Source organism: Bacillus sp. Nf3, assembly GCF_003028545.1.
Taxonomy (GTDB): Bacteria; Bacillota; Bacilli; order Bacillales; family Bacillaceae; genus Bacillus; species Bacillus safensis.
The window spans coordinates 425,963-451,075 of the sequence record NZ_PYUA01000002.1 but is presented as its reverse complement, the minus strand read 5'-3'; the positions used below and the strand labels follow the sequence as shown (position 1 = coordinate 451,075).

General features: G+C 41.9%; 26 protein-coding genes. 3 read left to right on the top strand and 23 right to left on the bottom strand.

Features of this window, described 5'->3' with window-relative positions; genetic code table 11:
* Window positions 1–37: 37 nt before the first annotated feature.
* The 12 genes from mtaB to gpr form a co-directional block, all read right to left on the bottom strand.
* The gene (mtaB, locus tag C9414_RS07075; RefSeq protein WP_107163344.1) at window positions 38–1,396 is read right to left on the bottom strand and encodes a tRNA (N(6)-L-threonylcarbamoyladenosine(37)-C(2))-methylthiotransferase MtaB; all 1,359 of its coding nucleotides are present in this window, start codon (window positions 1,394–1,396) and stop codon (window positions 38–40) included.
* Window positions 1,396–2,166, bottom strand: coding sequence for a 16S rRNA (uracil(1498)-N(3))-methyltransferase (locus tag C9414_RS07070; protein WP_064497621.1), 771 nt, complete (start codon window positions 2,164–2,166; stop codon window positions 1,396–1,398). The genes mtaB and C9414_RS07070 overlap by 1 nt, the downstream gene beginning before the upstream one ends.
* Window positions 2,167–2,189: 23 nt before the next feature.
* Window positions 2,190–3,125: a 50S ribosomal protein L11 methyltransferase gene (gene prmA, locus C9414_RS07065; RefSeq protein ID WP_106049858.1), complete on the bottom strand. Its 936-nt coding sequence runs from the start codon at window positions 3,123–3,125 to the stop codon at window positions 2,190–2,192.
* Window positions 3,126–3,147: 22 nt separating this feature from the next.
* The gene (gene dnaJ / locus C9414_RS07060) at window positions 3,148–4,281 is read right to left on the bottom strand and encodes a molecular chaperone DnaJ (protein WP_024427952.1); all 1,134 of its coding nucleotides are present in this window, start codon (window positions 4,279–4,281) and stop codon (window positions 3,148–3,150) included.
* Between the two features lie 165 nt (window positions 4,282–4,446).
* Complete coding sequence (dnaK, locus tag C9414_RS07055) at window positions 4,447–6,285, bottom strand: molecular chaperone DnaK (protein ID WP_107163343.1); 1,839 nt, start codon at window positions 6,283–6,285, stop codon at window positions 4,447–4,449.
* A 24-nt stretch (window positions 6,286–6,309) separates the two neighbouring features.
* Entirely contained in the window at window positions 6,310–6,867 is a 558-nt protein-coding gene (grpE, locus tag C9414_RS07050) for a nucleotide exchange factor GrpE (protein ID WP_041086263.1), read from the bottom strand.
* A 63-nt stretch (window positions 6,868–6,930) separates the two neighbouring features.
* Window positions 6,931–7,962 (bottom strand): heat-inducible transcriptional repressor HrcA, encoded by a 1,032-nt coding sequence (gene hrcA, locus C9414_RS07045; RefSeq protein WP_003217350.1) that lies wholly within the window; start codon window positions 7,960–7,962, stop codon window positions 6,931–6,933.
* 81 nt (window positions 7,963–8,043) lie between these two features.
* Complete coding sequence (gene hemW, locus C9414_RS07040; RefSeq protein ID WP_107163342.1) at window positions 8,044–9,183, bottom strand: radical SAM family heme chaperone HemW; 1,140 nt, start codon at window positions 9,181–9,183, stop codon at window positions 8,044–8,046.
* Between the two features lie 115 nt (window positions 9,184–9,298).
* Complete coding sequence (gene lepA, locus C9414_RS07035; RefSeq protein ID WP_024423038.1) at window positions 9,299–11,137, bottom strand: translation elongation factor 4; 1,839 nt, start codon at window positions 11,135–11,137, stop codon at window positions 9,299–9,301.
* 141 nt (window positions 11,138–11,278) lie between these two features.
* Window positions 11,279–11,611, bottom strand: coding sequence for a YqxA family protein (locus tag C9414_RS07030; RefSeq protein WP_047201918.1), 333 nt, complete (start codon window positions 11,609–11,611; stop codon window positions 11,279–11,281).
* 13 nt (window positions 11,612–11,624) lie between these two features.
* Window positions 11,625–12,833 carry a stage II sporulation protein P gene (locus tag C9414_RS07025; protein ID WP_107163341.1) on the bottom strand — a complete coding sequence of 403 codons (1,209 nt, stop codon included), beginning with the start codon at window positions 12,831–12,833 and terminating at the stop codon, window positions 11,625–11,627.
* A gap of 66 nt (window positions 12,834–12,899) precedes the next feature.
* Entirely contained in the window at window positions 12,900–14,015 is a 1,116-nt protein-coding gene (gene gpr / locus C9414_RS07020) for a GPR endopeptidase (protein ID WP_047201920.1), read from the bottom strand.
* Between the two features lie 198 nt (window positions 14,016–14,213).
* Here gpr and rpsT point away from each other — a divergent pair, with 198 nt between their 5' ends.
* The gene (rpsT, locus tag C9414_RS07015; protein ID WP_024423042.1) at window positions 14,214–14,480 is read left to right on the top strand and encodes a 30S ribosomal protein S20; all 267 of its coding nucleotides are present in this window, start codon (window positions 14,214–14,216) and stop codon (window positions 14,478–14,480) included.
* Between the two features lie 134 nt (window positions 14,481–14,614).
* On the opposite strand, the gene holA is transcribed toward rpsT, so the two are convergent.
* Entirely contained in the window at window positions 14,615–15,634 is a 1,020-nt protein-coding gene (gene holA, locus C9414_RS07010; RefSeq protein WP_047201921.1) for a DNA polymerase III subunit delta, read from the bottom strand.
* Between the two features lie 237 nt (window positions 15,635–15,871).
* On the opposite strand from holA, the gene C9414_RS07005 reads away from it, so the two are divergent.
* Entirely contained in the window at window positions 15,872–16,006 is a 135-nt protein-coding gene (locus tag C9414_RS07005) for a YqzM family protein (protein WP_012010638.1), read from the top strand.
* Window positions 16,007–16,045: 39 nt separating this feature from the next.
* Here C9414_RS07005 and C9414_RS07000 read toward each other — a convergent pair whose 3' ends face one another.
* The 3 genes from C9414_RS07000 to C9414_RS06990 all read right to left on the bottom strand — a co-directional run bounded on the left by C9414_RS07000 (window position 16,046) and on the right by C9414_RS06990 (window position 19,630).
* Window positions 16,046–18,373 (bottom strand): DNA internalization-related competence protein ComEC/Rec2, encoded by a 2,328-nt coding sequence (locus tag C9414_RS07000; protein ID WP_107163340.1) that lies wholly within the window; start codon window positions 18,371–18,373, stop codon window positions 16,046–16,048.
* Window positions 18,366–18,935, bottom strand: coding sequence for a ComE operon protein 2 (locus C9414_RS06995; RefSeq protein WP_106025010.1), 570 nt, complete (start codon window positions 18,933–18,935; stop codon window positions 18,366–18,368). The genes C9414_RS07000 and C9414_RS06995 overlap by 8 nt, the downstream gene beginning before the upstream one ends.
* A 65-nt stretch (window positions 18,936–19,000) precedes the next feature.
* Window positions 19,001–19,630 (bottom strand): helix-hairpin-helix domain-containing protein, encoded by a 630-nt coding sequence (locus C9414_RS06990; RefSeq protein WP_107163339.1) that lies wholly within the window; start codon window positions 19,628–19,630, stop codon window positions 19,001–19,003.
* A 90-nt stretch (window positions 19,631–19,720) separates the two neighbouring features.
* On the opposite strand from C9414_RS06990, the gene comER reads away from it, so the two are divergent.
* The gene (gene comER / locus C9414_RS06985) at window positions 19,721–20,569 is read left to right on the top strand and encodes a late competence protein ComER (protein ID WP_047201924.1); all 849 of its coding nucleotides are present in this window, start codon (window positions 19,721–19,723) and stop codon (window positions 20,567–20,569) included.
* A gap of 48 nt (window positions 20,570–20,617) precedes the next feature.
* Here comER and C9414_RS06980 read toward each other — a convergent pair whose 3' ends face one another.
* Genes C9414_RS06980 through yqeH form a run of 7 tightly spaced genes read right to left on the bottom strand, consistent with a single transcriptional unit; the run spans window position 20,618 to window position 25,112 of the window.
* Window positions 20,618–21,361 (bottom strand): class I SAM-dependent DNA methyltransferase, encoded by a 744-nt coding sequence (locus C9414_RS06980; protein WP_047201925.1) that lies wholly within the window; start codon window positions 21,359–21,361, stop codon window positions 20,618–20,620.
* Window positions 21,358–21,714, bottom strand: a complete 357-nt coding sequence (gene rsfS, locus C9414_RS06975) for a ribosome silencing factor (RefSeq protein ID WP_003217467.1) — start codon at window positions 21,712–21,714, stop codon at window positions 21,358–21,360. Before rsfS ends, C9414_RS06980 begins: the two co-directional genes overlap by 4 nt.
* Before the next feature lie 13 nt (window positions 21,715–21,727).
* Window positions 21,728–22,291 (bottom strand): bis(5'-nucleosyl)-tetraphosphatase (symmetrical) YqeK, encoded by a 564-nt coding sequence (gene yqeK, locus C9414_RS06970; protein WP_048238932.1) that lies wholly within the window; start codon window positions 22,289–22,291, stop codon window positions 21,728–21,730.
* Complete coding sequence (locus C9414_RS06965) at window positions 22,281–22,850, bottom strand: nicotinate-nucleotide adenylyltransferase (protein ID WP_047201927.1); 570 nt, start codon at window positions 22,848–22,850, stop codon at window positions 22,281–22,283. The genes yqeK and C9414_RS06965 overlap by 11 nt, the downstream gene beginning before the upstream one ends.
* Before the next feature lie 13 nt (window positions 22,851–22,863).
* Window positions 22,864–23,154: a ribosome assembly RNA-binding protein YhbY gene (yhbY, locus tag C9414_RS06960; RefSeq protein ID WP_008342507.1), complete on the bottom strand. Its 291-nt coding sequence runs from the start codon at window positions 23,152–23,154 to the stop codon at window positions 22,864–22,866.
* On the bottom strand, window positions 23,148–23,990 hold the full coding sequence (gene aroE, locus C9414_RS06955) for a shikimate dehydrogenase (protein WP_047201928.1): 843 nt from the start codon (window positions 23,988–23,990) through the stop codon (window positions 23,148–23,150). Before aroE ends, yhbY begins: the two co-directional genes overlap by 7 nt.
* Window positions 23,991–24,011: 21 nt before the next feature.
* Window positions 24,012–25,112 carry a ribosome biogenesis GTPase YqeH gene (gene yqeH / locus C9414_RS06950; protein ID WP_058839045.1) on the bottom strand — a complete coding sequence of 367 codons (1,101 nt, stop codon included), beginning with the start codon at window positions 25,110–25,112 and terminating at the stop codon, window positions 24,012–24,014.
* Window position 25,113: the final 1 nt, after the last annotated feature.

Below are 25,113 nucleotides of genomic sequence, written 5' to 3'. Positions count from 1 at the left end.
ACCGGCTTGCCCTTTTGGCTGCCGGTTTTTTTATCTATTATGAGGTCATTCTCACTTTGTTTGGCTGCACATCATCGCTGATGCGAACGAATTGTCCTTCGTTATAAGGATAACCCGCTTTCGTAATTTTCACTTTGACCAGACGTCCGATCATGTCCTCTGTTCCTTCAAAAACAACCTTCATATAGTTATCAGTATAACCAACATAAAGATTGTGGTTTCCTTCTTGCTCTTTGAAGGATTCTTCCGGAATAATTTCTAGCACATCACCTTCATATGCAGATGCATACTCTTTCGCAAGCTGGTCAGAAAGAGCGATCAAACGGTGGACACGTTCGTTTTTCACATTTTCATCCACTTGATCTTCCATTCTTGCAGCTGGCGTACCTGTACGTTTGCTGTAAGGGAAGACGTGCAGCTCAGAGAATTGATGGTCTTTGACAAAATTGTACGTTTCCAAGAACTCTTCTTCTGTTTCCCCAGGGAACCCTACGATTACATCAGAGGTGACAGCAAGTCCTGGCAATGCTTTTTTCAGCTTTGTTAAACGCTCTGCAAAGAATTCCATCGTATATTTACGGCGCATTCTTTTTAGCACAGTATTTGAGCCAGATTGAAGCGGGATGTGTAAGTGTCTGACAATTTTATCTGACTGATCAAGCACTTCAATCACTTCATCTGTAATTTGACTAGCTTCAATAGATGAAATACGAATTCGTTTTAAGCCAATAACACGTTCATCTAATGCTCTCAGAAGCTTCGCAAAGTTATAATCCTTTAAGTCTTCTCCGTATCCGCCTGTGTGAATACCTGTAAGCACAATTTCTTTATAGCCTGCATCAACAAGCTGCTGTGCTTGATTGATGACTTCTTCTGGATCGCGAGAACGAAGAAGGCCGCGTGCCCAAGGAATAATGCAGAATGTACAGAAGTTGTTACAGCCTTCTTGGATTTTTAATGAAGCGCGCGTTCTGTCTGTAAAGGCAGGAACATCAAGTTCTTCAAACACACGTGCTTTCATGATATTGCCAACCCCGTTGATCGGCTGTCTTTCTCTGCGGAATTCTTCTATATAACCTAGTAATTTATGTCTATCCTGTGTTCCAACCACAATATCAACACCAGGAATCGCCATGATTTCTGCTGGAGATGTTTGCGCATAGCAGCCGGTTACACAAATGACACCATCCGGGTTATGACGAATGGCTCTTCTAATGACTTGGCGGCTTTTCTTATCGCCTGTATTCGTGACCGTACATGTATTAATGACATATACGTCTGCTTTTGATTCATACTCTTTTCTTTCATAGCCAGCTTCTTTAAACAGCTGCCAGATCGCCTCTGTTTCATAGTGGTTGACCTTACAGCCAAGTGTATGGAACGCTACTGTTCCCATCATGATTCACCTCTTAATAACTCTGTTTGATAAGATATAGCGGAAAGCGCATATAAAGGAGCGGTTTCCGTTCTTAAAATGCGTGGTCCGAGCCCGCAAATGACTGCACCAAGCGTTTCAAGCTCTTCAATCTCCTTTTCTGCCAAACCGCCTTCAGGGCCAAAAACCACTAGCAAGGTTTGTCCGCCTTTCATCTGTTGAAGCACAGTTTGAAAGCGGCTTTGCTCTCCTTCTTTCGATGATTCTTCGTATGCAACGACACATTTATCGAATTCACCAGCTAATTGCGTCAGCTCTTTAAACGTTGATACTGAATAAACACGCGGAATGATATTCCGGTAGGACTGCTCTGCTGCTTCTTTCGCGATTTTCTCCCAGCGCTCTCGTTTTTTATGTGACTTTTTTTGGTCTAGCTTTGTAATAGAACGAGCCGCTTGAAATGGGATAAAAGCACTTGCGCCAAGCTCTGTGCCTTTTTGGATAATGAGCTCAAGCTTATCTCCTTTTGGAAGACCGCTTGCGATCGTCACCCGAATCGGAAGTTCTCTGTCCTGATTTGTCCAGCTTTCAAGGTGACAAATCACTTCTTCCTTTGTTATTGTATCAATTTTACTGAGCGCTTCAAAGCCGTCTGTCGTTAAACAAAGGATTTCCTGTCCCGCTTTCATCCGCATAACATTGGAAAGATGATGTACATCTTCACCTTTTATGACGATGGCTCCCTTTGTAGTCACTTCTTCTTTCGTGAGGTCGATAAAATATCGTTGCATACGTGTCCTGACACCTACTCGCTTTATTTTTTCGCTATAATGCTGACCCAATCTTCCATTGACAGCACTTCAACAATATCAAATCCTGCTTCTTCTAATGCTGTTTTGACTTGTAATTTCTTTTGTCCAATGATGCCTGATGTAATGAAATAGCCATCTTTCTTCAATAGGTCATAGGCTTGATCTGTAAAGCGCAAAATTACTTCTGCCAGAATGTTGGCGACAATCACATCACGCTCACCTGAAATCCCATCAAGCAAGTTGTTTTGTTTGACCGCCACTTGTTCACTTACACCATTGAGTTCGATGTTTTGCTTCGCACTTTCTACCGCAACGGTGTCGAGATCAAAGGCTTGAATGTCTTTTGCACCAAGCATCGCTGCTGCCACACTTAAAATCCCAGAGCCTGTTCCAACATCAATCACCGTATCGTTTTCCTTTACATAGCGCTCAAGCGCCTGAATACAAAGGACGGTTGTGGGATGCGTACCTGTTCCAAATGCCATTCCAGGGTCCATTTCAATAATCAGTTCATCAGAATGAACCGGTGTATATTCTTCCCACGTTGGAACGATGGTGAATTTTTCAGAAATTTTCACAGGATGATAGTATTTCTTCCATGCGGTGGCCCATTCTTCTTCATTTACTTCACAAATTGACAGTGTATTGCGTCCAAGGTCAATATCGTATAGAAGAAGATTGTTGATGGCTTCTTTGATCTCATCTACCGTTTCCATCAAAAAGCTGTTCATTGGAAGATAGGCTTTGACAATGACACCTTCATCCGGATAGTCATTCGGATCGAGCTGGTAGATCTCACCGTATACATTTTCACGTTCCTTGACTAAATCAAGCGGGTCCTCAATCACGACACCACTTGCACCTGCTTCATGCAAAATATTGGTGATCGGTTCCACCGCTTCATTTGTTGTATGGACGCTAATTTCTGACCACTTCAATACTACCAACTCCTTATCCGTCTTACTCGCCTTTAAATGCGCGTTTTACCTTATCGAAAAAGCTCATTTCTTGTTCGTCCGGTTTATTTCCGCTCACTTCAGCAAATTTTCTAATGATATCTTTTTGATTGTCTGTTAAATTTGTCGGTGTGACGACACGTACAACGATATGCTGATCGCCTTGGCCGTAGCCGCGTACATTTTTCACACCTTTTCCTTTAAGTCTAAACTTCGTGCCAGTTTGAGTGCCAGCAGGAACTTTTAATTTTACTTTTCCGTGTAATGTTGGCACTTCAATTTCGTCACCTAATGCAGCTTGGGCAAAGGTGAGCGGCATCTCGCAGTAAATGTCATCTCCATCACGTTCGAAGAATTCATGCGCACGCACATGGAATACAACGAATAGATCGCCTGGAGGTCCTCCATTTACACCTGGTTCACCTTGACCAGATACTCTGAGCTGCTGACCATCATCAACACCTGCAGGGATCGTCACGTTAATTTTCTTACGCTTACGCACTTTGCCAGATCCGCCGCATGTTGAACATTTATGATCAATTTGTTTCCCTGTTCCGCTACAGTAGTTACATACTCTGCGGTTGACCACTTTACCAAATGGGGTTGACTGTTCAACGTTTAATTGACCAGATCCTCCGCAATGTGAACAAGTTTTCGCCTGCGTACCAGGCTTTGCACCTGATCCATGACATGTTTCACAAGATTCTTCACGAGGGATTTCAATCGTTGCTTCTTTTCCAAATGCCGCTTCTTCGAATGAAAGCGTCATTGTATATTGCAGGTCCGCTCCTTGGCGCGGTGCATTTGGATCTCTTCTTCTCGCTCCGCCGCCAAAAATACTAGAGAAGATGTCATCAAAGCCGCCGAAGCCGCCAAAGTCTCCTCCTCCACCAAAACCGCCACCGCCAAAGCCTTGGTTTGGATCGGTATGACCGAACTGGTCATAATGCGAACGCTTTTGATCATCAGAAAGGGTTTCATAGGCTTCTTTTACTTCTTTGAATTTCTCATCTGAGCCAGCTTCTTTATTAATATCAGGGTGATACTTTTTTGAAAGCTTGCGGTATGCCTTTTTGATTTCGTCCTTTGAGGCGCTCTTACTTACGCCAAGCACTTCATAGTAATCACGCTTACTCATCTCTTCACACTCCCGATTTTCTCACATAAATACGATTGTATCATTTTGATTTAACTTTTTTCAATTCCTTTCATCGTTGAAAAGAAAAAAAGTCAAAGCCAAGAGATCCTGACTTTGACTTTCTGACGAGTACGTTTCAGCAGTCTTTTTCAAAAGTAAAGGTGATTATTTTTTCTCTTGATCGTCGTTTACTTCTTCGTATTCTGCATCCACTACATTGTCATCTGCTTTTTGAGCACCTTCAGCGCCTTCTTGCTGAGCTTGTGCTTGTTTTGCAGCTTCTTCATAGAGCTTTGTCGTTAATTCTTGAACGATTGTTTGCAGCTCATCTTTTTTCGCTTTGATGTCTTCAAACTCGCCTTTTTCGATCGCAGCTTTTAGTGCATCTTTCGCGTCGTTTGCTTTTTTCACTTGCTCTTCATCGATTTTGCCTTCTAGATCTTTTAATGTTTTTTCAGTTGTAAACACTAATTGATCTGCTTCGTTGCGCACTTCGATTTCTTCTTTTTTCTTCGCATCTGCTTCAGCATTTTCTTCTGCTTCTTTGACCATTTTTTCGATCTCATCATCAGAAAGACCTGAAGAAGATTTGATTGTGATGTTTTGCTCTTTGCCTGTACCCATATCTTTCGCACGTACGTTGACAATACCGTTTTTATCGATATCAAATGATACTTCAATTTGTGGTACGCCGCGTGGTGCTGGCGGGATATCAGTCAATTGGAAGCGGCCTAATGTTTTGTTATCTGCAGCCATTGGGCGCTCACCTTGCAAGACATGGATATCTACAGCTGTTTGGTTGTCAGCAGCCGTTGAGAATACTTGAGATTTACTTGTTGGAATTGTTGTATTACGTTCAATCAGTTTCGTGAACACGCCGCCCATTGTTTCAATTCCTAAAGAAAGTGGTGTTACGTCAAGAAGAACAACGTCTTTGACATCTCCTGTGATCACTCCACCTTGGATCGCTGCACCAAGTGCAACAACTTCATCAGGGTTTACACCTTTATGAGGCTCTTTGCCTGTTTCTTTTTTGATTGCTTCTTGGACTGCAGGAATACGAGTTGATCCACCTACAAGGATGACTTTATCAATCTCGCTAGCAGATAAACCAGCATCTTTTAGTGATTGACGTACTGGTGTCATTGTACGCTCTACAAGATTTGCAGAAAGCTCTTCGAATTTAGCACGCGTTAACGTTAATTCAAGGTGAAGAGGTCCTGCTTCTCCAGCTGTGATAAATGGCAGTGAAATTTGTGTAGAAGATACACCTGAAAGATCTTTTTTCGCTTTTTCAGCCGCATCTTTTAAACGCTGAAGCGCCATTTTATCTTTAGAAAGATCAATGCCATTTTCTTTTTTGAATTCAGCCACTAGGTGATCAATGATGACTTGGTCAAAATCGTCTCCACCTAGACGGTTGTCCCCAGCAGTTGAGCGCACTTCAAAGACGCCGTCTCCAAGTTCAAGAACTGACACGTCAAATGTACCGCCGCCAAGGTCGTATACAAGAATCGTTTGATCTTCATCTGTTTTATCTAAACCATACGCAAGTGCAGCTGCTGTTGGTTCGTTGATGATACGTTCTACTTCAAGACCGGCAATTTTACCAGCATCTTTCGTTGCTTGACGTTCTGCATCGTTGAAGTAAGCAGGAACTGTGATAACAGCTTTTGTTACTTCTTCACCAAGATAGCTTTCAGCGTAAGATTTAAGGTGTTGAAGAATGATTGCAGAGATTTCCTGCGGTGTATAGTTCTTGCCTTCAACTTCTACTTTATAATCTGTACCCATATGTCTTTTAACAGACATGATTGTGTTTGGGTTTGTAATTGATTGACGTTTTGCTACTTCACCCACTTGGCGCTCTCCGTTTTTAAAAGCGACAACAGATGGTGTTGTACGTGCTCCTTCAGCGTTTGCAATGACTTTTGGCTCGCCGCCTTCAAGTACTGCAACACATGAGTTTGTTGTTCCTAAGTCAATCCCAATGATTTTACTCATATTCGATGACCTCCCATTATGTAGTTATTGATTTACTTTTACCATTGATGGACGAATAACTCGATCTTTGAGTTTATAGCCCTTTTGCAATTCTTCTACAACAATATTTGAATCATAGTTTTCATCTTCAACTTGCATGACGGCTTGATGAAGGTTTGGATCGAACTCTTTGCCGACAGCTTCAATTGGTTCAACGCCTTCATTTTTCAACGCTTCTACCAGCTGGCGGTAAACCATTTGCATTCCTTCTAACAAACTTTTCGTCTGCTCATTGTCTGGATCAATTCCAAGCGCTCTTTCAAAGTTATCAAGAGCTGGGAGAAGATCACTGACAACATGTTGAGAACGATATTTTTGCACGGTCTCCACTTCAGTTCGAGCACGGCGTTTATAGTTTTCAAAATCTGCTTGAACACGCAGAATTTTGTTCTCTTTTTCATCTAGAAGCTGCTGCAATTCATCGATTTTTTCTTGGAAGGCAGACTGTTCATCATGTGTTACTTCCTCAGTATCTGCTTGAACTGCTTCTTCTTGTGCTTCAACCTCTGCTTCTTGCTCAGGTGTCTGTTTTTCTTCTGACATTGTGTTCACCTCCCTCAAAAGATTCAAAAATACGAAGGGGCTATGCCCCTATCTTTTATCACCCTACTCATCATACAAATTGGAAAGTGCGTTTGACAAGTCTTTTGATACATGATGCAAGAGACTGACAACCCTGCCATAATCCATACGGGTTGGACCGATGACAGCAATGGAGCCGAGTGATTTTTGATCAATCGAATAAGTGGCTGTGATTAAGCTGCAGTTCTCCATCGCTTCCAAATTGTTTTCTGAACCGATTTTAATGGTGATTCCTTGCTGATTTGGATGAAACAGCTGCATGACATCATTCTTTTGCTCAATAAGCATCATGAGTGAACGAATGCGGTCAATGTCATGAAACTCTGGCTGATTCAACATATTAATCTTCCCGCCAAAGAAAAGTTTTGATTCATTTTGAGTCGATGTAAATGTATTGCCGAGCGCATCTAAAATATGATCATAATCTTTTAAATGCGTGCGAAGAAGCATCACAACTTCTTTATACATTCTGTCCTTCAGCTGATCCATCGGGACTCCGGCTAGGCGGCTGTTTAAAATATTCATCAGCTTCTCAATATCGGAGACATCGAGATGCTCAGAGAAGGTAATGGTTTTGTTTTCAACATGTCCGCTGTCTGTAATCATGATTGCCACTGCTTTGTTCGGCTGAACAGGGACAAGCTGAATTTGCTTTAATCGATTTTCACTTAGCTTTGGACCAAGCACAATCGATGTATAGTTTGTGAGATCTGATAAAATTTCCGCCGATTTTTGAACTGTCTTTTCCAGCTCAAAAATTTTCTCCTGAAAGGCCGACTGGATGAGCACAAGCTCTTTAGACGACAGTTTTCGCGGAGAGAGCAAATGATCTACATAATAACGATATCCTTTTTCGGAAGGAATTCTTCCTGATGAAGAATGGGTCTTTTCAATAAAACCAAGTTCCTCCAAATCAGCCATTTCGTTTCTAATCGTCGCAGAGCTGAATGTAATGTCTTCTTTTTTAGAAAGAGTCCTTGATCCAACTGGCTGCGCCGAACGAATAAAGTCATTAATGATGACTTGCAGAATCAAAAGCTGACGATTTGTTAACATCATCATCACCCCTGTTAGCACTCTCTTTCAACGAGTGCTAATTGTATAAACAAAATTACCAAACTCAAATTAAAATGTCAATTATAACTCACCGAGAAACGCTTGAAATACTTCATTCCCTAACAATTTTCCTTTTCTTGTTAAACGGATCCCGATGTCATCTTTTACAATGAGGCCTTTTTCTTCTAATTCTTCAAGAACAGTGGGAAAAAGTGCTTCTGGTGCAGTACCATATTTTGCTTGGAAATCAGCACTTTTCACTCCTTCGATCTTTCGAAGACCTAGAAACATTTCTTCTTCTATTTGCTCTGCTTTTGTGACCTCATGTGTTTCCTTATACGGGAACCCTGTTTGGTCAATCAGCTCCAAATAATGCTTCACCGGCCCTGCGTTCACATTTCGGACGCCATCTACATACCCGTGTGCGCCTGCACCAAAACCGAAGTAATCTTCATTGCTCCAATAGGTCAGGTTATGCTGACTTTCAAAGCCAGGTTTGGCGTAATTGCTAATTTCGTACTGCTTTAATCCATGGCGCTCCATTTCATCCATCACAAGCTCATACATTTCAGCCTCACGTTCTTGCGGCGGTAAATGAAGTTTTCCCTTTTGCATTAAGTTGTAAAAAACGGTTTTCGGCTCGACGATGAGTGAGTAAACCGAATAATGCTCTGCCCCCAGCGAGAAAGCTGTCTCAAGTGAATTCATCACATGATGCTTTTCTTGATGCGGCAAGCCAAACATGAGATCGAGGCTAATATTGTTAAATCCAACAGCTCTAGCCCGCTCAAAGGACGTAAGGACATCCTTTTTTTGATGAACTCGTCCGATTTTTTTGAGCAAATCGTCTTCAAAGGTTTGAACGCCAAAACTCAGCCGATTGACACCGGCTTCTTTTAACACATGCAGCTTCTCGAGTGATAATTCATCTGGGTTCGCTTCCACTGCAAATTCAATCAGTTTTTTTGTCGGCTTTAATACACGGTGAATGCTGTTCATGAGCTTGTCTAGCTGGCTGACAGTCAGTGATGTCGGGGTTCCCCCGCCAATAAAAATCGTCTTGAGTTCCTGCTCGCCCTTTTGTTCGATCGTATGCTGCATCTCTTTTTCAAGAGCCGCTAAGTATTCATCGACTGGCTGCGTTTTAATGAAAAATTTATTGAAATCACAATAGTGGCAAATGTGCTCACAAAATGGAATGTGAATGTATGCTGCTTTCATTTGATGACACCTTCTTTACAGGTAAAGAGCCGCAGTTTATCGCTGCGGCGCCTTTGTTTGTTATCGACTATAAACGTCAAGGCGAACATTGTAAAGCAAGCAGCCTTGAGGATGGTTATTTTTTCGGTGTGCTGTCATCCATCTTCAGCACGGCCATAAATGCTTCTTGCGGGACTTCAACAGAGCCCACTTGCTTCATGCGCTTTTTCCCTTCTTTTTGCTTCTCAAGAAGCTTTCTTTTCCGGGAAATGTCTCCACCATAACATTTGGCAAGTACGTTTTTACGCATCGCTTTAATGGTGGAACGAGCAACGATTTTCTGACCGATTGCTGCTTGAACTGGCACTTCAAAGTGCTGGCGCGGAATCAGTTCTTTTAGCTTTTCTACGATGATCTTACCTCGTTCATATGCATAATCGCGGTGAACAATAAAGGAAAGGGCATCGATTTTTTCGCCATTCAGCATGATATCCATCTTCACCAGCGTCGATGGACGATAGCCAATCAGCTCATAATCAAAGGACGCGTAGCCTTTTGTGTTGGACTTTAGCTGATCAAAGAATTCGTATACGATCTCTGCCAAAGGAATTTCGTACACAATGCTCACACGGTTCGCATCAAGATACTGCATATCGATGAAATTTCCGCGCTTTCCTTGGCAAAGCTCCATCACAGAGCCTACATAATCGTTCGGCACCATCATTGTTGCTTTTACATATGGTTCTTCAATTCGCTCAATCTTTTGCGGATCAGGCAGATTGGACGGGTTATCTACGACGATTTTTTCTCCATCTGTCATATATACATCATAAATAACACTTGGCGCTGTCGTAATCAGATCAATTTTAAATTCACGTTCAATCCGTTCTTGGATGATTTCCATATGAAGCATTCCAAGGAAGCCGCAGCGGAAACCGAAGCCAAGTGCTTGGGATGTCTCTGCCTCATATTGAAGTGAAGAATCATTTAATTCAAGCTTTTCTAACGCTTCACGTAAGTCGTTGTATTTCGCTGTATCAATCGGATAAAGTCCGCAGTATACCATTGGGTTTAGCTTTCTGTATCCTGGCAGCGCTTCTTTCGCAGGGTTTTCCGCACTTGTGATCGTATCCCCTACTCGTGTATCACCGACATTTTTAATCGCAGCTGTTAAGTAGCCAACATCTCCAACGGTGAGTTCATCTGTAGGCATGGCTTTTGGTGTGAAAACGCCGACTTCAAGAACTTCAAATTCTTTCCCCGTCGCCATCATTTTAATTTTCTGACCAGGTCTGACGGTTCCTTCAACAATTCGTATGTACGCAATAACGCCGCGATACGCATCGTAAAGAGAATCAAAAATAAGGGCTTGAAGTGGTGCTTCTGGATCTCCAGCAGGTGCCGGCACCTTTTCAACGATTTGTTCTAAAATATCCTCGATTCCAATACCCGCCTTAGCAGAGGTGAGAACAGCTTCAGACGCATCCAACCCGATGACATCTTCAATTTCTTCTCTTACACGCTCAGGCTCTGCACTCGGCAGATCGATTTTATTGATAATCGGAAGAATTTCTAAGTTGTTATCAAGAGCTAAATAAACGTTCGCAAGTGTCTGTGCTTCAATTCCTTGTGCTGCATCTACTACGAGAATCGCACCCTCACAGGCAGCTAGGCTTCGAGATACCTCATAGGTGAAGTCGACATGCCCTGGTGTATCAATCAGGTGCATGATATATTCTTCTCCATCCTTCGCCTTATACTTCAGCTGGACAGAGTTTAATTTAATCGTTATGCCGCGTTCACGCTCTAAATCCATGGAATCAAGTAATTGTTCTTTCATTTCCCGTTGAGTAATCGCCGCTGTTTTTTCCAAAATACGGTCCGCCAATGTGGATTTCCCATGGTCAATATGGGCGATAATGGAGAAATTTCGAATTCTTGATTGCCGTTCTAATCGTTTTTCTTTATCTGTCACAATCTATCACTCCTACTATAAAACGCGGGTTGCGCTAGGTTAGATTATATCAATAGGGCTGTAAAGATTCAATCGAAATCAAGAAAAGCCGCTTATCGGTCAGCGGCTTTGATTAAAAGGGTGATATCTCATGAAATTCGTTTATTTCCCATTCACCCAATCATAAAGAGAACGGGCTGCATGTGTCATACCATCAGACAGGGCTTTTCCTGCTTTGGAAAAGGCATTAAAGCCTTCTATTTCCTCCAGCTGCTTTTGTTTTTCGGCAAGATCCTTTTCTGTAACAGCCGTTCCTAAGATAGAAGCTTCCTTTTCTTCATCTTCGTTCATTTGAATGGAGAAAGCTCCTTTTAATTGCGGATCATGGTAGCCCTTCATTTGCAGCATGCCATTATTCGCTTGCTGCATTCCTAAAAAGACACCAAACAGCAAGACCAATCCTAAAATAATGGTTTTTCCAATAAATGAGCCCATACCCGTCACCACCTTAAGAGCGTTTTTTCTCATCCTTTGCTTTGCCGTCCACCTTTTCCGCGTCCCAGAAAATGTCGCTGAATACATCAGCTGCTGCATTGGATGCATTTCTTAATTCTTCCATATTATTATCTACTCCACCAAATTCTAAAAGAAGGGCCTTGTCAGATAAATCTTGATTATAGATTCCATTATCGCCAATTTCTCCTTTGGCAAACACACCGACACTAAGACCTTTATATTTTTTCTCCATCAAATGGTGGAACTCTGTCGCAAGCTTTAAGTTTTTCTCATAGCTTTGATTCTTCTTCCCTACAACAAACGCAATTCTCGCATATTTCTTCCCTTTGATTTCGACAGTCGTATCTTTCTTTCTTCTTGAGTCCCGGTGAATATCAATTAAATAATCGAGGTCATCATTTTTCGCTAAGGCTTCTTTCACGACCAATCTTGATTCATTATAAGACTGCGGATACTTTAATCCTTTTTTCACGAGTCTTTTTTCAATTTCCGTTTTGTCGACTGTATTGCCGATTCCTTGCTGATCAAGTGCCTTTCCAAACATGTCGCCGACAAGGGTAACATTCACTTTTGAGTGCCGTGCATTATTTGGGTTCGTTTCTCCTTTTAAAAATGGTAAATATGATTCCGTATTATGTGTGTGATAAATGTACACAGCTTTTCGTTTTCCTGTTGACCGGTCCGGTTCTTTGGCAGGCTTTTTCGGCCCATCTTCATCGAGCTTGTCCAGTTCAGCTAAATTTGCTTCTTTTTCATCTTGGATCACTTCACTCGGAGGCGGCGATTCCATTGGCATGTTGGTATAGTCTGTGCCTTCACCCGCTAAGATGATTTTTGTATCAAAATGTTCAAAGCCTGGAAGTTCTCTTCCTAGAAAACTGCGCGGGTCTTCTAAATTAATACTGGTTGCAAGCTTCAGTGACAGCCCAGAGAAATGAAATCCTTTTTGAGCTTCTGGAACTGCTGAGGCGAAATATTGGTTTTCCATGCCCATTAATGTAGCAAAAAATGCGCCAGAGAGCTCATCTGCTACACCATATAAAGAGGCTTGCGGCCTCAGCTCAGGTTTTAAAGATGTTAAAGCCCCTGACATCACAAACACCACAACAAGAGCGGCAATAAATAAGAAAATACTTTTGACTACTTTCGTTCCATTAATCGCAACGACCAACTGTCGAGGACGGCGGGGTCTTTTTTTCATGATTTACTCCCTCCAGCACGCTTTCTAGTAATTACACTATGAGCGAGCTAGAGAAAGTAGAACCGATTAATGATTATATGAACCCTTGTTATCTTGAGTGATTTTTTGATGAAGCGCTGTGTTTAATCCGTTGGCAAGTACGTTTGCCATATCATCAATGAATGTATCGACTTCTTTAGGCGTGACCATTAAATTTTGCCCGAGCGGCGCAAGTACTTCATGGATCAGCTGCCTTTTCTCTTCTTCTGGAAGGGTTCCTACGATGCCTAAGAATGATTGACGTGTTTCCTCATCTGGCAAGTCTTCTTCGTTGAGCACTTTTTTCTTCCCGAATGTCAAACCAGCCGGCACAAGAGAGCGGGATGGTCTATCATCTTTTAGTTCTCTACCAAAATGCTTTAAGACATAATCAATTGTGTCACTAGCAATCGTTACTGCATCCACCACTGTCGGAACGCCAATCGCAATCACTGGGATGCCCAATGTTTCTTTACTTAATTCTTTTCGCTTATTCCCTACACCAGAACCGGGATGAATACCTGTATCAGAAATTTGAATGGTTGTATTCACTCGTTCCACCGCACGAGCAGCAAGGGCGTCGACAGCAATGACAAAATCAGGCTTAGACCGCTCAATCACACCTTGGATAATGTCACTTGTTTCAATACCGGTCAGTCCCATCACACCTGGCGACAAAGAGGAAACTGGGCGATAGCCTTCCTGAACATTTTCCGGCTGCAATTCAAAGAGATGACGGGTCACAAGCAGGTTTTCGACTGTGAGAGGACCTAGTGCATCAGGCGTGACATTCCAGTTTCCCAGTCCTACTACAAGGCAGCTCGCATCTGCCTGAATGCCTCTGTCTTTTAAAAACTGAGCAAAATGACGGGCAAAGACTTGGACGACTTTTTCTTGCATCTCAGAGTCTTTCTCCCGAATGCCTTGCGCTTCAAACGTCAAGTATGTCCCTGCCTTTTTGCCGGTCAGCTCCTCCCCTTCTTTCGTGATTTCTACAGTACGGATGCGGATGCCTTGCTCATCTTTTTCTTTTTCGACGATCCCTTGGATCCCGTCCTTTTTGACGACATTCGGATCGTTCTCTTGTTCTAGTATCTCTTTTGTTTCAACAGCCAGGTCTGTCCGGATTTGATAAACGCTTAAATCGAGTTTCTGTTTCTCCATAAAAAGACTCCTTCCACCAAGTAATTAACAGTAGTCTTTCCATCTCTTGAAAGAAACATTCGAGCACGTCATCAATGAAAAATACTTTACATTTATATTGCATTCTAAAGGTGTGTTTGATAGAATACAATTTGTTCTATTGTGAAGATTTAACCTTAAGACAATTGTGTTTAGGTTGTATCTTAGGAGGTGAAACACATGCCAAATATTAAATCAGCGATCAAACGTACAAAAACGAATAACGAACGCCGTGCACATAACGTAACAATCAAGTCTGCGATGCGTACTGCGATTAAACAAGTTGAAGTTTCTGTAGCTAACAACGATGCTGAGCAAGCAAAAGCTGCTCTTGCTTCTGCTGCAAAACGCATTGACAAAGCCGTTAAAACTGGTCTTGTACACAAAAACGCAGCTGCGCGTTACAAATCAAGACTTGCTAAACAAGTAAACGGACTTTCTGCATAATGCTTGCAACGCCTCAGTAATGAGGCACCTGTTTAACTGTACGTCCGTCCTGACTGGCCGAGCCTTAAGGACAGACTGGCAATTATACATCTAAACAAAAACGACCCTCTTTTTAGAAGGTCGTTTTTTTATGTTCAAGCGCCTAATAGTCGAAGCAGGAACAATTCTAACAATAGCTGTTTGTCCTTTTTACCCGTTTTCATTTCATAATCAATTGTTGAAAGCTCTTTGACGATCTGCTTAAGCTCTTCTTCTGAAAACAGTCTTGCCTGATCCATAGCGAGTTTGACACGGAATGGGTGGACTTTTAGGTTTGAAGCAATTTGTTTTTGCCCATAGCCTTGCTGAGCGAAGTACTTCGTCTGTAAAATCAATCGAAATTGAGTTGAAATGAGTGCTAATATTTTAATGGGTTCCTCATTTTGCTTCAAGAGGTCATAGAACATCTGCATGGCCTCAGAGCGGCGTCTGTTTACGATTTGATTAATCAGCTCGAAAATATTTTGCTCTAAGCTTCTTGCAACGAGCTGATTGACATCTGCTAACTCAATTTCTTCCCGCTCTCCAATATATGTACTTAGCTTCCGAACCTCTTGGAATAGAGAAGATAGACTTCCGCCGCATAACATCACAAGCTGTTCAGCCGCTTCAGATGTAATCATCTTTCCTTCTGTCTTCACCAGTGTAATGGTGAAATCAGTTGTTTCTTTTGGGTTTAATTCTTTCGCCTCAACAACAGCAGCTTTCTTTTTTAGCAATTTGGTGATTTTTTTACGCTCATCCAGCTTTTCATATGGTGCTAATAACACGAGAATGGTATAGGGCGCAGGCTTTTCTAAATAAGCTTCTAATACAGAAAGCTCATGCTCGATCTTTTCCTTTTTCTTCTCAGCTGTAAGAAAATAAGGATTCTTGATCACGACGAGACGTCTTTCTCCCATAAACGGAAATGTTTCTGCATCGGTCACAGCCTGTTCAAGCGGCACCTCTTCCATATCGAAGATGGAGTAATTAAAATCTTTCGTTTCCTCGTCTACTACAGCTTGTCTCAATTTAGCGGCGGTTTCTTGCAGTAAATATGTTTCTTTCCCATATAAGCAATAAACGGGATGGATATCCCCTCGTTTTAAATTGTTCCATACATCAAAGACCATCAATTGAATCCCTCTCTTTCACTTCCTCCTCTATCCTAAAGTGTGCGAAGACATTAGTAAAGAGGAAGCTGAAAGTGCCGCCTCCTCATTTATAGTAAACGTCCGGCGCAAGCTCCCGGGTCAGCCTGCTGTCAGACGATATTCACAAAATGAACATGAAAATGGAAAACGGTTACTTTACCTTCTAGCAATTCCAAATGAGTTCAAGTATACTAAAATTAGCCAGGAGGGATGAAAATGAATGAATTTGAAAAAAATGTTCAAAGCAAGCGGAATGATGTGACCGACTCAGCCGTTGGTTTTATCGTCACATTCGGATTTTTCGCCTCAATGTTTATTTTGGCAACCATTATACACCTCGTTGGATCTTAACTTCATGAAGGTTACATGACTGCCTTTATGGCAGTTTTTTTATTGAGTTTGTAAGATATCATATGGAGGATGAGTGTAAAACGTTCCTTCCTCATCGAGAAATTCATACGTCACGCTCCCGTCGGTATCTGTACGATACACCTTCATTTGCTGGTCCTTTAATTTCTTCAAAACTTCTTGATGTGGATGCTGATAACGATTGCGTTCACCTGCTGAAATGAGTGCATGTGAGGCCTTGAGATGCTGAAGCCATTCTTCGCTTGTTGACCCTTTACTCCCGTGATGTCCAACCTTTAAGATATCTGCCCGCAGATGAGGAAAGGCTTTTATAATGTCTCGCTCCCCTTCTTGTTCAAGATCTCCAGTGAGCATAAACCGCTTCCCGCCTAGAGTAAATGTCAAAACAAGTGAATCATTATTCTTAGTTGTCACTCGATCACGAGACGGATGAAGAACGTCAAATATTTGCTCTCCAATCTGAAGCTGATCTCCTCTCTCTAATTCATCAATCATGATCCCTTGATCAGCTGCTTCTTTTAACAGCTCCGCTTCCTCTGGACTCCGTGCAAAGCCTTTTGGTATAGCCAGCCGCTTTACTTTATTTCGATTGATTAAACGAACCGCTTCTCCCATATGGTCTTGATCCGCATGCGTCAGAATAAGGACATCAAGTTTCGCTATACCTTTAGAATGTAAAAACGGGATCAGCGTTTGATCACCGATCGTAGACACTTTTCGTCTTTTTTTCCACGGTTCTTCTTCAAAAGAAAGCCTGCCTCCCGTGTCCACAAGCAGGTGCCCCTTTCGATAGGGCAGCTGAATAAACAAACTATCCCCCTGTCCTACATCCAGCATCGTCACTTCCCCTTTTTCAAAAAAATTCGGGGTGAAATAGTGAACACTCAAGACACCAATGAGAAAAAGGAGCGGCACAGCATAGGACTTCACAGACGTTTTGCACTCCATCACAACTAACAGAACAATTAAGGCACTCACCTCAAGAACAATATGCCACCAAGTTGACTTCATAAAAATCAAGTTGAATCCATCAAAATCAGCCATATAGGCTGACAATTGATGACTAAGCTGGATCACCGAATCAAGAAGTTGAAACAATGTTTGTCCAAGCGGAAGATAAATGATCGTCAAAAGAAAAAAGAGTAAGGATAGCGGCATGACGATCGTCGTATAAAAAGGAACAAATATCATGTTCAAAGGAACGCTCAGTAAAGAGAATTGATGAAAATGATATAAAAGAACAGGGAGCGAAGCTAGCTGTGCAATAAAGGAAATCAGGAATAATTGCATGACCGAACTTTTTGCTTTCGATAAAATCCTCGTCGATAACAAAATAAAAAACGTCACCACGAAGGAAAGCTGAAATCCGATATCAAATAAATAAAGAGGATGAATCGCTAACAAGAGTAAAAACGTTGCACTTAATACCACAGCAGAAGGCTGTTTCAATTCTTTTGGCAGACTAGTCATCACTAAATAAATTCCTGCCATGAGACAAGCTCTTAAAACAGATGGTGCAGCGCCTGTCAAACAAGCATAAACAGGAAGAAAGCATAATAGAAGAATACGTGCTGTCTCTCTTGTCACACCCACGCGAAGGAGACACCAAAATATACAGGCAAGAAGCGTTTGCACATGCAGTCCTGAGATCGCTAGTAAATGAATAATGCCGAGCATTTGATAATCTCTTAATATGTCAGGTTCTATCAACTCACGATCGCCAAAAATAAGTGCCTGTACAATGCCAACAGAGTGTTTTGGCACATGGTCCTCTAAAAATGTCAAACCCTTTTGCCTCATCGCTTGAAGATAGTAGGAAGAACCGCCTTTTTTTATACAGTTTTTGATCGACTGCGGCAGAAAAATAGCGTCAATGCCTTTTGTTTTTAAAAATTGATCGTATTGAAACCCATTAGGAATGGTGGCGTGTTTTGCTGGGCGTACATCACCTGTCATGTGACAGCTCATACCAGGTTCTACCTCTTTTAATGCCTCTTTTTCACGCTCTGTTTGAATTGTATAAAAAGTGGCTAGTCGTTCATGGACTGTCGATACAGTCGCTGAAAAACGATTGCCATCTGTTTTCGGAATGCTTTCAATCACAACGGAACCAGATAGGAATTTTTCTTGTACGGCTAGCTCCGTTTCAAGAGACTCATGAACCATAAAAATGAGTGTATAGACAGCCCCGCATAGGCTGACCATTAAAAAAAGCTGGGGCATTTTTTTCAGTAGGCTGAGAAGTAATATGATGAGAAGAAAGAGAAGGAAATATATATGAAGATGATATGCAGCCAGAGCAATTCCAACAGCTGCTGAAATTGCCCCAAACGGCAAATATTTAAACATAGGAAGTAAATAATCGATTCGCCTTCTCATGCATATCGCGAATTTCTGTTTCGCTAAGTCCTGATTCACTCAGCTTCCCAATTAAATCTGCAACAAAGGCCAATTTTTCTTGATTTTTTAAGTCGATGATCATTTCATCTAATTCAACTTGCTCTGTTTGAACACCCGCCTGCTCGAATAAATCAACGGCATATGGATGATTTTTATAATCCTTTGCATAGTACACTGTCCGTATGCCCGCTTGAATGATGGCTTTACAGCACTGTAAACATGGAAAATGTGTGACATATATTTCAGCATCAGCTGTAGGTGCACCAAATTTGGCACATTGTAAAATAGCATTCATTTCCGCATGGATCGTGCGAACACAGTGATGATCAATGACATAGCATCCTACATCCGCACAATGAACATCACCGGCAATGGAGCCATTATACCCCCCTGCAATGATGCGCTTGTCCCTTACGATGGTCGCCCCAACAGCTAACCGCTCACAGGTGCTTCGTAAAGCAAGCAAATGGCTTTGTGCCATAAAATATTGATTCCATGAAATTCTTTCCACGAGCTGATCCCTCCAGAATGATGGTTGATATTAAGTGTACATGCCTTTCTTCTATACCGTCAATTCTACTTCACGGTCAATTGACTTTTCAGCCGTTCAATCGTCTTTTCCCCAAAACCTGAAATGTTCCGCAAGTCTTCAATTTGTTGAAAATCTCCGTGTTCCTCTCTATACGTAATAATAGCTTCGGCTTTAGCTGGTCCTATGCCGTTAATGGTTTGCAATTCGGCTGCATTGGCCTGATTGACATTTACACCCTCACTCTTTTCAACGTCCGTTGATGCGTCAGCTGATGCTGTTTGCGTCTCTCTTTCCGCTTCCCCCTGCTTCCGAACATAAATCATCATACCATCCTCTAATTTTGCTGCTTGGTTGATTTCAATCGAGTCTGCTTTGCTAGTAAAGCCTCCTGCCCTTCGAATCGCTTCTTCTACCCGAGCATCAGATTGAAACGTATAAACACCTGGCTTTCTTACAGCTCCTTTGACTTCTACAAAAATCGTCGATGGCTCTTTTTCTGTCTTTTCTTGTTTGTCTTCTAATGTGACTTGTATGTCTTTATTCCCCTTCAATACATTTGGTTCTCTGCTTCCCTCCCCTTTTCCAGTGAAAAAGAAGAAACTGATGATCATCACAACCATGAGCCCAGCTGCAATATAAAGACTGTATTTTTTTAATGATATGAGTCGTTTCACTTACTCACGCTTCTTTCAATCATATTTTTCTACTGCTCAACATACTGTTTAGAAGATAACAGATCCTATGCGTCTAAGGAGGGAGAACGTTTGAATATAGGGTTAATCGGTACAGGAAACATGGGTACCATACTTACTGAGGCATTTATTGAATCAAAGGCAGTCAATCCCTCATCGATCACCATTACAAACCGAACCATTGAAAAAGCGTTCAATATAAAAAAGAACCATCCAGAGCTTGAAGTAACGAAACAGCTTTCAGGGGCTGTCACGAATAAAGATTTCATTTTTGTTTGTGTCAAACCACTTGATATTTATCCACTTTTAAAAGAGCTGAGTCCTCTTTTAACGGAGCAGCAAACCATTGTCATCATTACAAGTCCGGTTCATCCTGAACAGCTTCAGGATATCGTTCCTTGTCAAACAGCCAGGCTAATTCCAAGCATTACAAACCGCGCTTTATCAGGCGCATCACTTTTAACTTTTGGTTCATCCTGCAATGCCGCGACGAAAACAGCGTTAAGACAGTTGGCTTCGTGCATTTCAACACCAATCGAGATCCATCATTCGATTACAAGAGTGGCTTCCGATATTGTCAGCTGCGGACCTGCTTTTATCAGTTTTCTCGTTCAGAAGATGATTGAAGCGGCTGTAGAAGAAACGGATATTTCTAAAGAAGAAGCCACCACCTTATCAGAAGATATGCTCGTTGGACTTGGCCGTTTGATTGAAAAAAGAGTCTATACCCTTCCGACACTGCAAGACAAAGTATGTGTGAAAGGCGGGGTCACTGGTGAAGGCATTAAAGCACTTGAAGCAGGTGTGCAAGATATGTTTCACCGTCTCTTTCAAAACACTCATGAAAAATTCGATGAAGATCTTGAAGCAGTTGCGCATCAATATCCACCAAGTGTGTTCACTGATGATCGCAGAAATTAATCATCTTTGCAACTTGCTAAAAAAGGGTTTTAAAAAACCATCGTTCTATTAAACGATGGTTTTTGGTTTCTTAGCTGAGATGAAATATCTTTCGGCGAATTCACCGGGGGCTTCATTTGTAAAATCAGCGGTCACTTCTATTTGTTCGAAACCAGCGGACTCAAGGAACGCTGAATATGTTTCAAATGGAAATGTGCGCTGTTCATGCGTCTCATCATAACGCTGATACATGTCTCCATCTTTTACAAAAAAGCTTAAATCATGAATGACCGAATACATGTCATCCCCTTTATCGCTCTGCCAAATATAGCTAATCTCTTCATCTTGATCTGCAAAAGTCGATCCCGGGAATACCTCTTCCATTTTATAAGGCGTATGAACATCAAAAAGTAAAACCCCATCTGCCTCTAAAAGCTGAAACATGTTTTTAAAGGTTTTTTTGACGTCATTTTCGTTTTTTAAGTAATTCAAGGAATCACAGCAAATAACGGCTGCCTGGAAGGCTTGCTCAAAGCCCGTAACCTCTCTCATATCTTGATGTAAAAATTGAATCGACTGCTTTTTCGCCTGGGCTTTTTGCTGCGCGAAGGCCAGCATTTCTTCACTGAGGTCAATTCCTGTGACCTTGTGGCCCTTTTCAGCTAACCGAAGAGAAATCTCTCCAGTTCCACAGCCTACATCGATGATGGCAGCATTCGGCTTAATATACTGCTGGATCCACTGAACCCATTCATCATAAGGCGCATGTGTCATGAGCTCGTCATACACACCTGCAAACCCTTGATAAATCATGAGTTAATGCCAAGTGAAAGCGTTTCTCTCGGCGCATCTCCCCAAAGCTTTTCTAGATTGTAATATCCTCTTTCTTCTTTGTGGAACACATGGGCAATAACATCTCCTAGGTCTATCAATACCCATCTTGCTTCATCAAAGCCTTCCATCTTCTTCACTTCGATTCCGCTTTCCTCTGCAAGATGTTTTACTTCTCTTGCAATGGCTTGCACTTGTTTATCAGAATTCCCGTGACAAATGAGAAAATAATCTGCAACAAGTGAGATTCCTTGCATATTAAGGGCAATAATATCCTCAGCCCGTTTATCATCGCATGCACCTGCTGCGACGTTTAAAATTGATGATGAGTCCATCCAAAATTCCTCCTTAGTTGTTCTTATGCACAAGCGAGTTGTAAGTAGCAAGCGTATCTGGAAAGACTGGCTGATTCTTTTTCATTAGAAAACTGATGGTGTTTTTTAATGATTGGATCAGTGCACGATCTAGATCATGTTCTGCTAACTCCCTTACTTCTTCGACACCAGGGAAATGTCGTCCTGGTTCAATATAATCTGCGACATAAATGACTTTTTCAAGTAAAGTCATGTCTGGTCTGCCGGAAGTATGAAATTCAATGGCTGTTAACACATCGTGATCATCAATTCCAGCTTCTTTTTTGACCAAATAGGCACCAACCGGCGCGTGCCAAAGCTCAGGCGAATATTCAAGCAATAAAGGGTTCATCTTCTCTTGCTCGATAATCCCCTTCATTTCTTCCTTTGGTCTAAATTTCGCATAATCATGAAAAATAGCGGCGATCTCTGCTTTTTTCACATCTGCACCGAACCGTTCCGCTAATGAAATGGCTGTCTCCATGACTCCAAGTGTATGTGTATATCTATGCTCTGTTAACTGCTCTTTGACACAGTTCAATGCTTCTTCACGATTCATATAAATGATGCTCCTTTATATAACGCTCAACAGCTTTCGGAATCAAATAATCAACAGGTATTCCCTGCTCTATTCGCTGCCTAATCAATGTCGATGATACATCAAAAGCTGGAACATCTGCAAATAAAAGCGGATATGCCGTACTTCCAACGTAACCCGGTCTTTTCATCCCAATAAAGGTGATCATTTGAAGCAAATCGTCGATCCGATGCCATTTTGGCAAATACTCGACCATGTCCGCTCCTATCATAAAAAAGAACTGATCTTCTGGATGACGCTTCTTTAACAGATCCACTGTATCTACCGTATAAGACGGACCCTCCCGCTCCATTTCAATGAGCTCGAGACGAAAATACGGATTTGACAGAATCGCCGTCTCCACCATTTTTATCCGGTGATGACTATCTGCTCGTTTCCTTCCTGCTTTATGAGGAGGCATATGGTTTGGGATAAACCATATTTCATCCAGCCCCACTTGAGTCCGCACCTCACTTGCCATCAGTAAATGCCCGTTATGGGGAGGGTCAAACGTACCGCCGAACAATCCTATTTTTTTCATATCGCATCCACCTTTACGGCAGCTTAATTTGTTTATTTTCCTTAGATTCTTTGTAAAGGACAATCACATTTCCGATCGTTTGAACGAGTTCAGCTTTTGCACCTTTTACAAGTGCTTTCGCAACTTCTGTTTTGTCCTCGTCACAATTTTGCAATACGCTGACTTTTAACAGTTCTCTTGCTTCAAGCGCCTCGGAAATTTGCTTGACCATATTGTCATTTACCCCGCCTTTTCCAACTTGAAAAATAGGTGATAAATGATGTGCTTGTGCACGTAAAAAACGTTTTTGCTTACCTTTTAACATGGTGTTCCTCCTAATTTCTCTATGACAATTGACTTCATTTTTCCGGCGTCAGGCGTAATGCCTGTCCACAGTTCAAAGGCTCTTACTGCTTGTCCAACAAACATGCCAACCCCATCTACTGTTTTCAAGCCTAATCCTGCTGCTTCACTTAGCAGTTTTGTTTCTATTGGATTATACACAATATCACAAACGACCGCTGTTTTTTTTGCGTTCGCTAAAGAAATCGGGGTTTCCTCAACATTCGGATACATACCAATCGAGGTCGTATGGATGATGACATCATATTCCCCAAGCCGCTCTTCTGCTGTATTTAATGTGATTGCATGAGATGTGATTTTCCCCTCTGCAGTTTCAATTAAAGCTTCAGCTTTTTCAATGGTGCGGTTCGTAATATCAAAGCTCTTCGGTGCATACTGAGCAATTGTCGTATAAATCGCTCTTGCCGCTCCGCCAGCACCAATCAAGAGAAATGATAGCTCTGATAACGGCTGATCCAAGGCTTCAAGCAATGAATGAAGAAAGCCTTCTCCATCTGTATTGTACCCAACGAGCTGATCCCCTTCGCGCCGTACCGTATTGACGGCACCGAGGCGTTCAGCTGTCACATCAATTTTGTCAAGGTACTTCATGATTTCTACCTTGTGCGGAACAGTGACGTTAATGCCTCTGATTCCTAACGCTTTCATGCCGCTAATCGCATCTTTCAGGTCATCATTTTCTACTTGAAAGCCATGATAATGTCCATCTATTCCAGCATCCTTTAGTGCTGCATTATGAATATCCGGAGACATTGAGTGGCCAACAGGGTTGCCGATTACTCCGTATAAAGGTTTCAAGGTCTCTCCCCCTTTGAACATTTAAATTAACGAACGTCTCATAAACACATGAACGCCTTTTGGCGCATAAACTTTGATTTGCTTGTCCGCATCATTTGCAGTGACCCAGCCTAAACCTGAAAAGACGATGTCCATTTTTGGCTGATCAATGGTAAAGGTATGCGGAACGAGCGGCGGGAAATCTTCTATTCCCTCTTTTGATGGCGGTGACAGCAGTTCTCCTGCATGTTTTTCATATAAATCATCTGCGTTCTCCAGCTTTGTACGGTGAATGTTCAGCTCATTTGGCATATAGCAGACAAATGACGTTCTGCCGCCTTTTACGTAATCAAATCGAGCCAGTCCGCCAAAATAAAGCGTTTGTGCTTCATTTAATTGGAACGTTCTCGGTTTCAATTCTTTTTTCGGCGTTAAAATCTTCAAGTCATTTTTGCTGACATAGTGTGCCATTTGATGTCGGTTGATGATGCCCGGCGTATCGAATAAAGCAGACCCATCATCAAGCGGAATTTCAATCGCATCAAGTGTAGTACCTGGATATTGGGAGGTAGTAATGACATTCTCTTCTCCAGATACTTCTTTGATGATTCGATTGATAAATGTTGATTTCCCAACATTCGTACAGCCGACAACATAGACATTTCTTCCCTCGCGGTAATGATCAATCGCTTCCATCACCTCAGGTACGCCCTGGCCTCTGCTTGCACTAATTAAGAAAACATCAATAGGGTTTAATCCGTTTTCCTTTGCTTCCCGTTTCATCCAATGAATCAGACGATCTTTTTTCACGGATTTCGGTAAAATATCCACTTTGTTGCCGACAAGTAAAATCTGATTACCACCGACAATACGGCTCAGTCCATTGATCCAGCTTCCGTTAAAGTCAAAAATATCAACGACCTTCACAATGAGAGAATCTGTCTCTCCAATGCTGTGCAATATATTTAAAAAGTCGTCTTCTGTTAAAGAAACATCTTGAATTTCATTGTAGTTCTTTAACCTAAAACAGCGCTGACAGATCACATCTTCTTTCAATAGAGATGCTGCCGGCGCATATCCTAATTGATCTTTATCTTCCGTCTGAATGGCTACACCGCAGCCAATACAAACAACCTTTTCCATT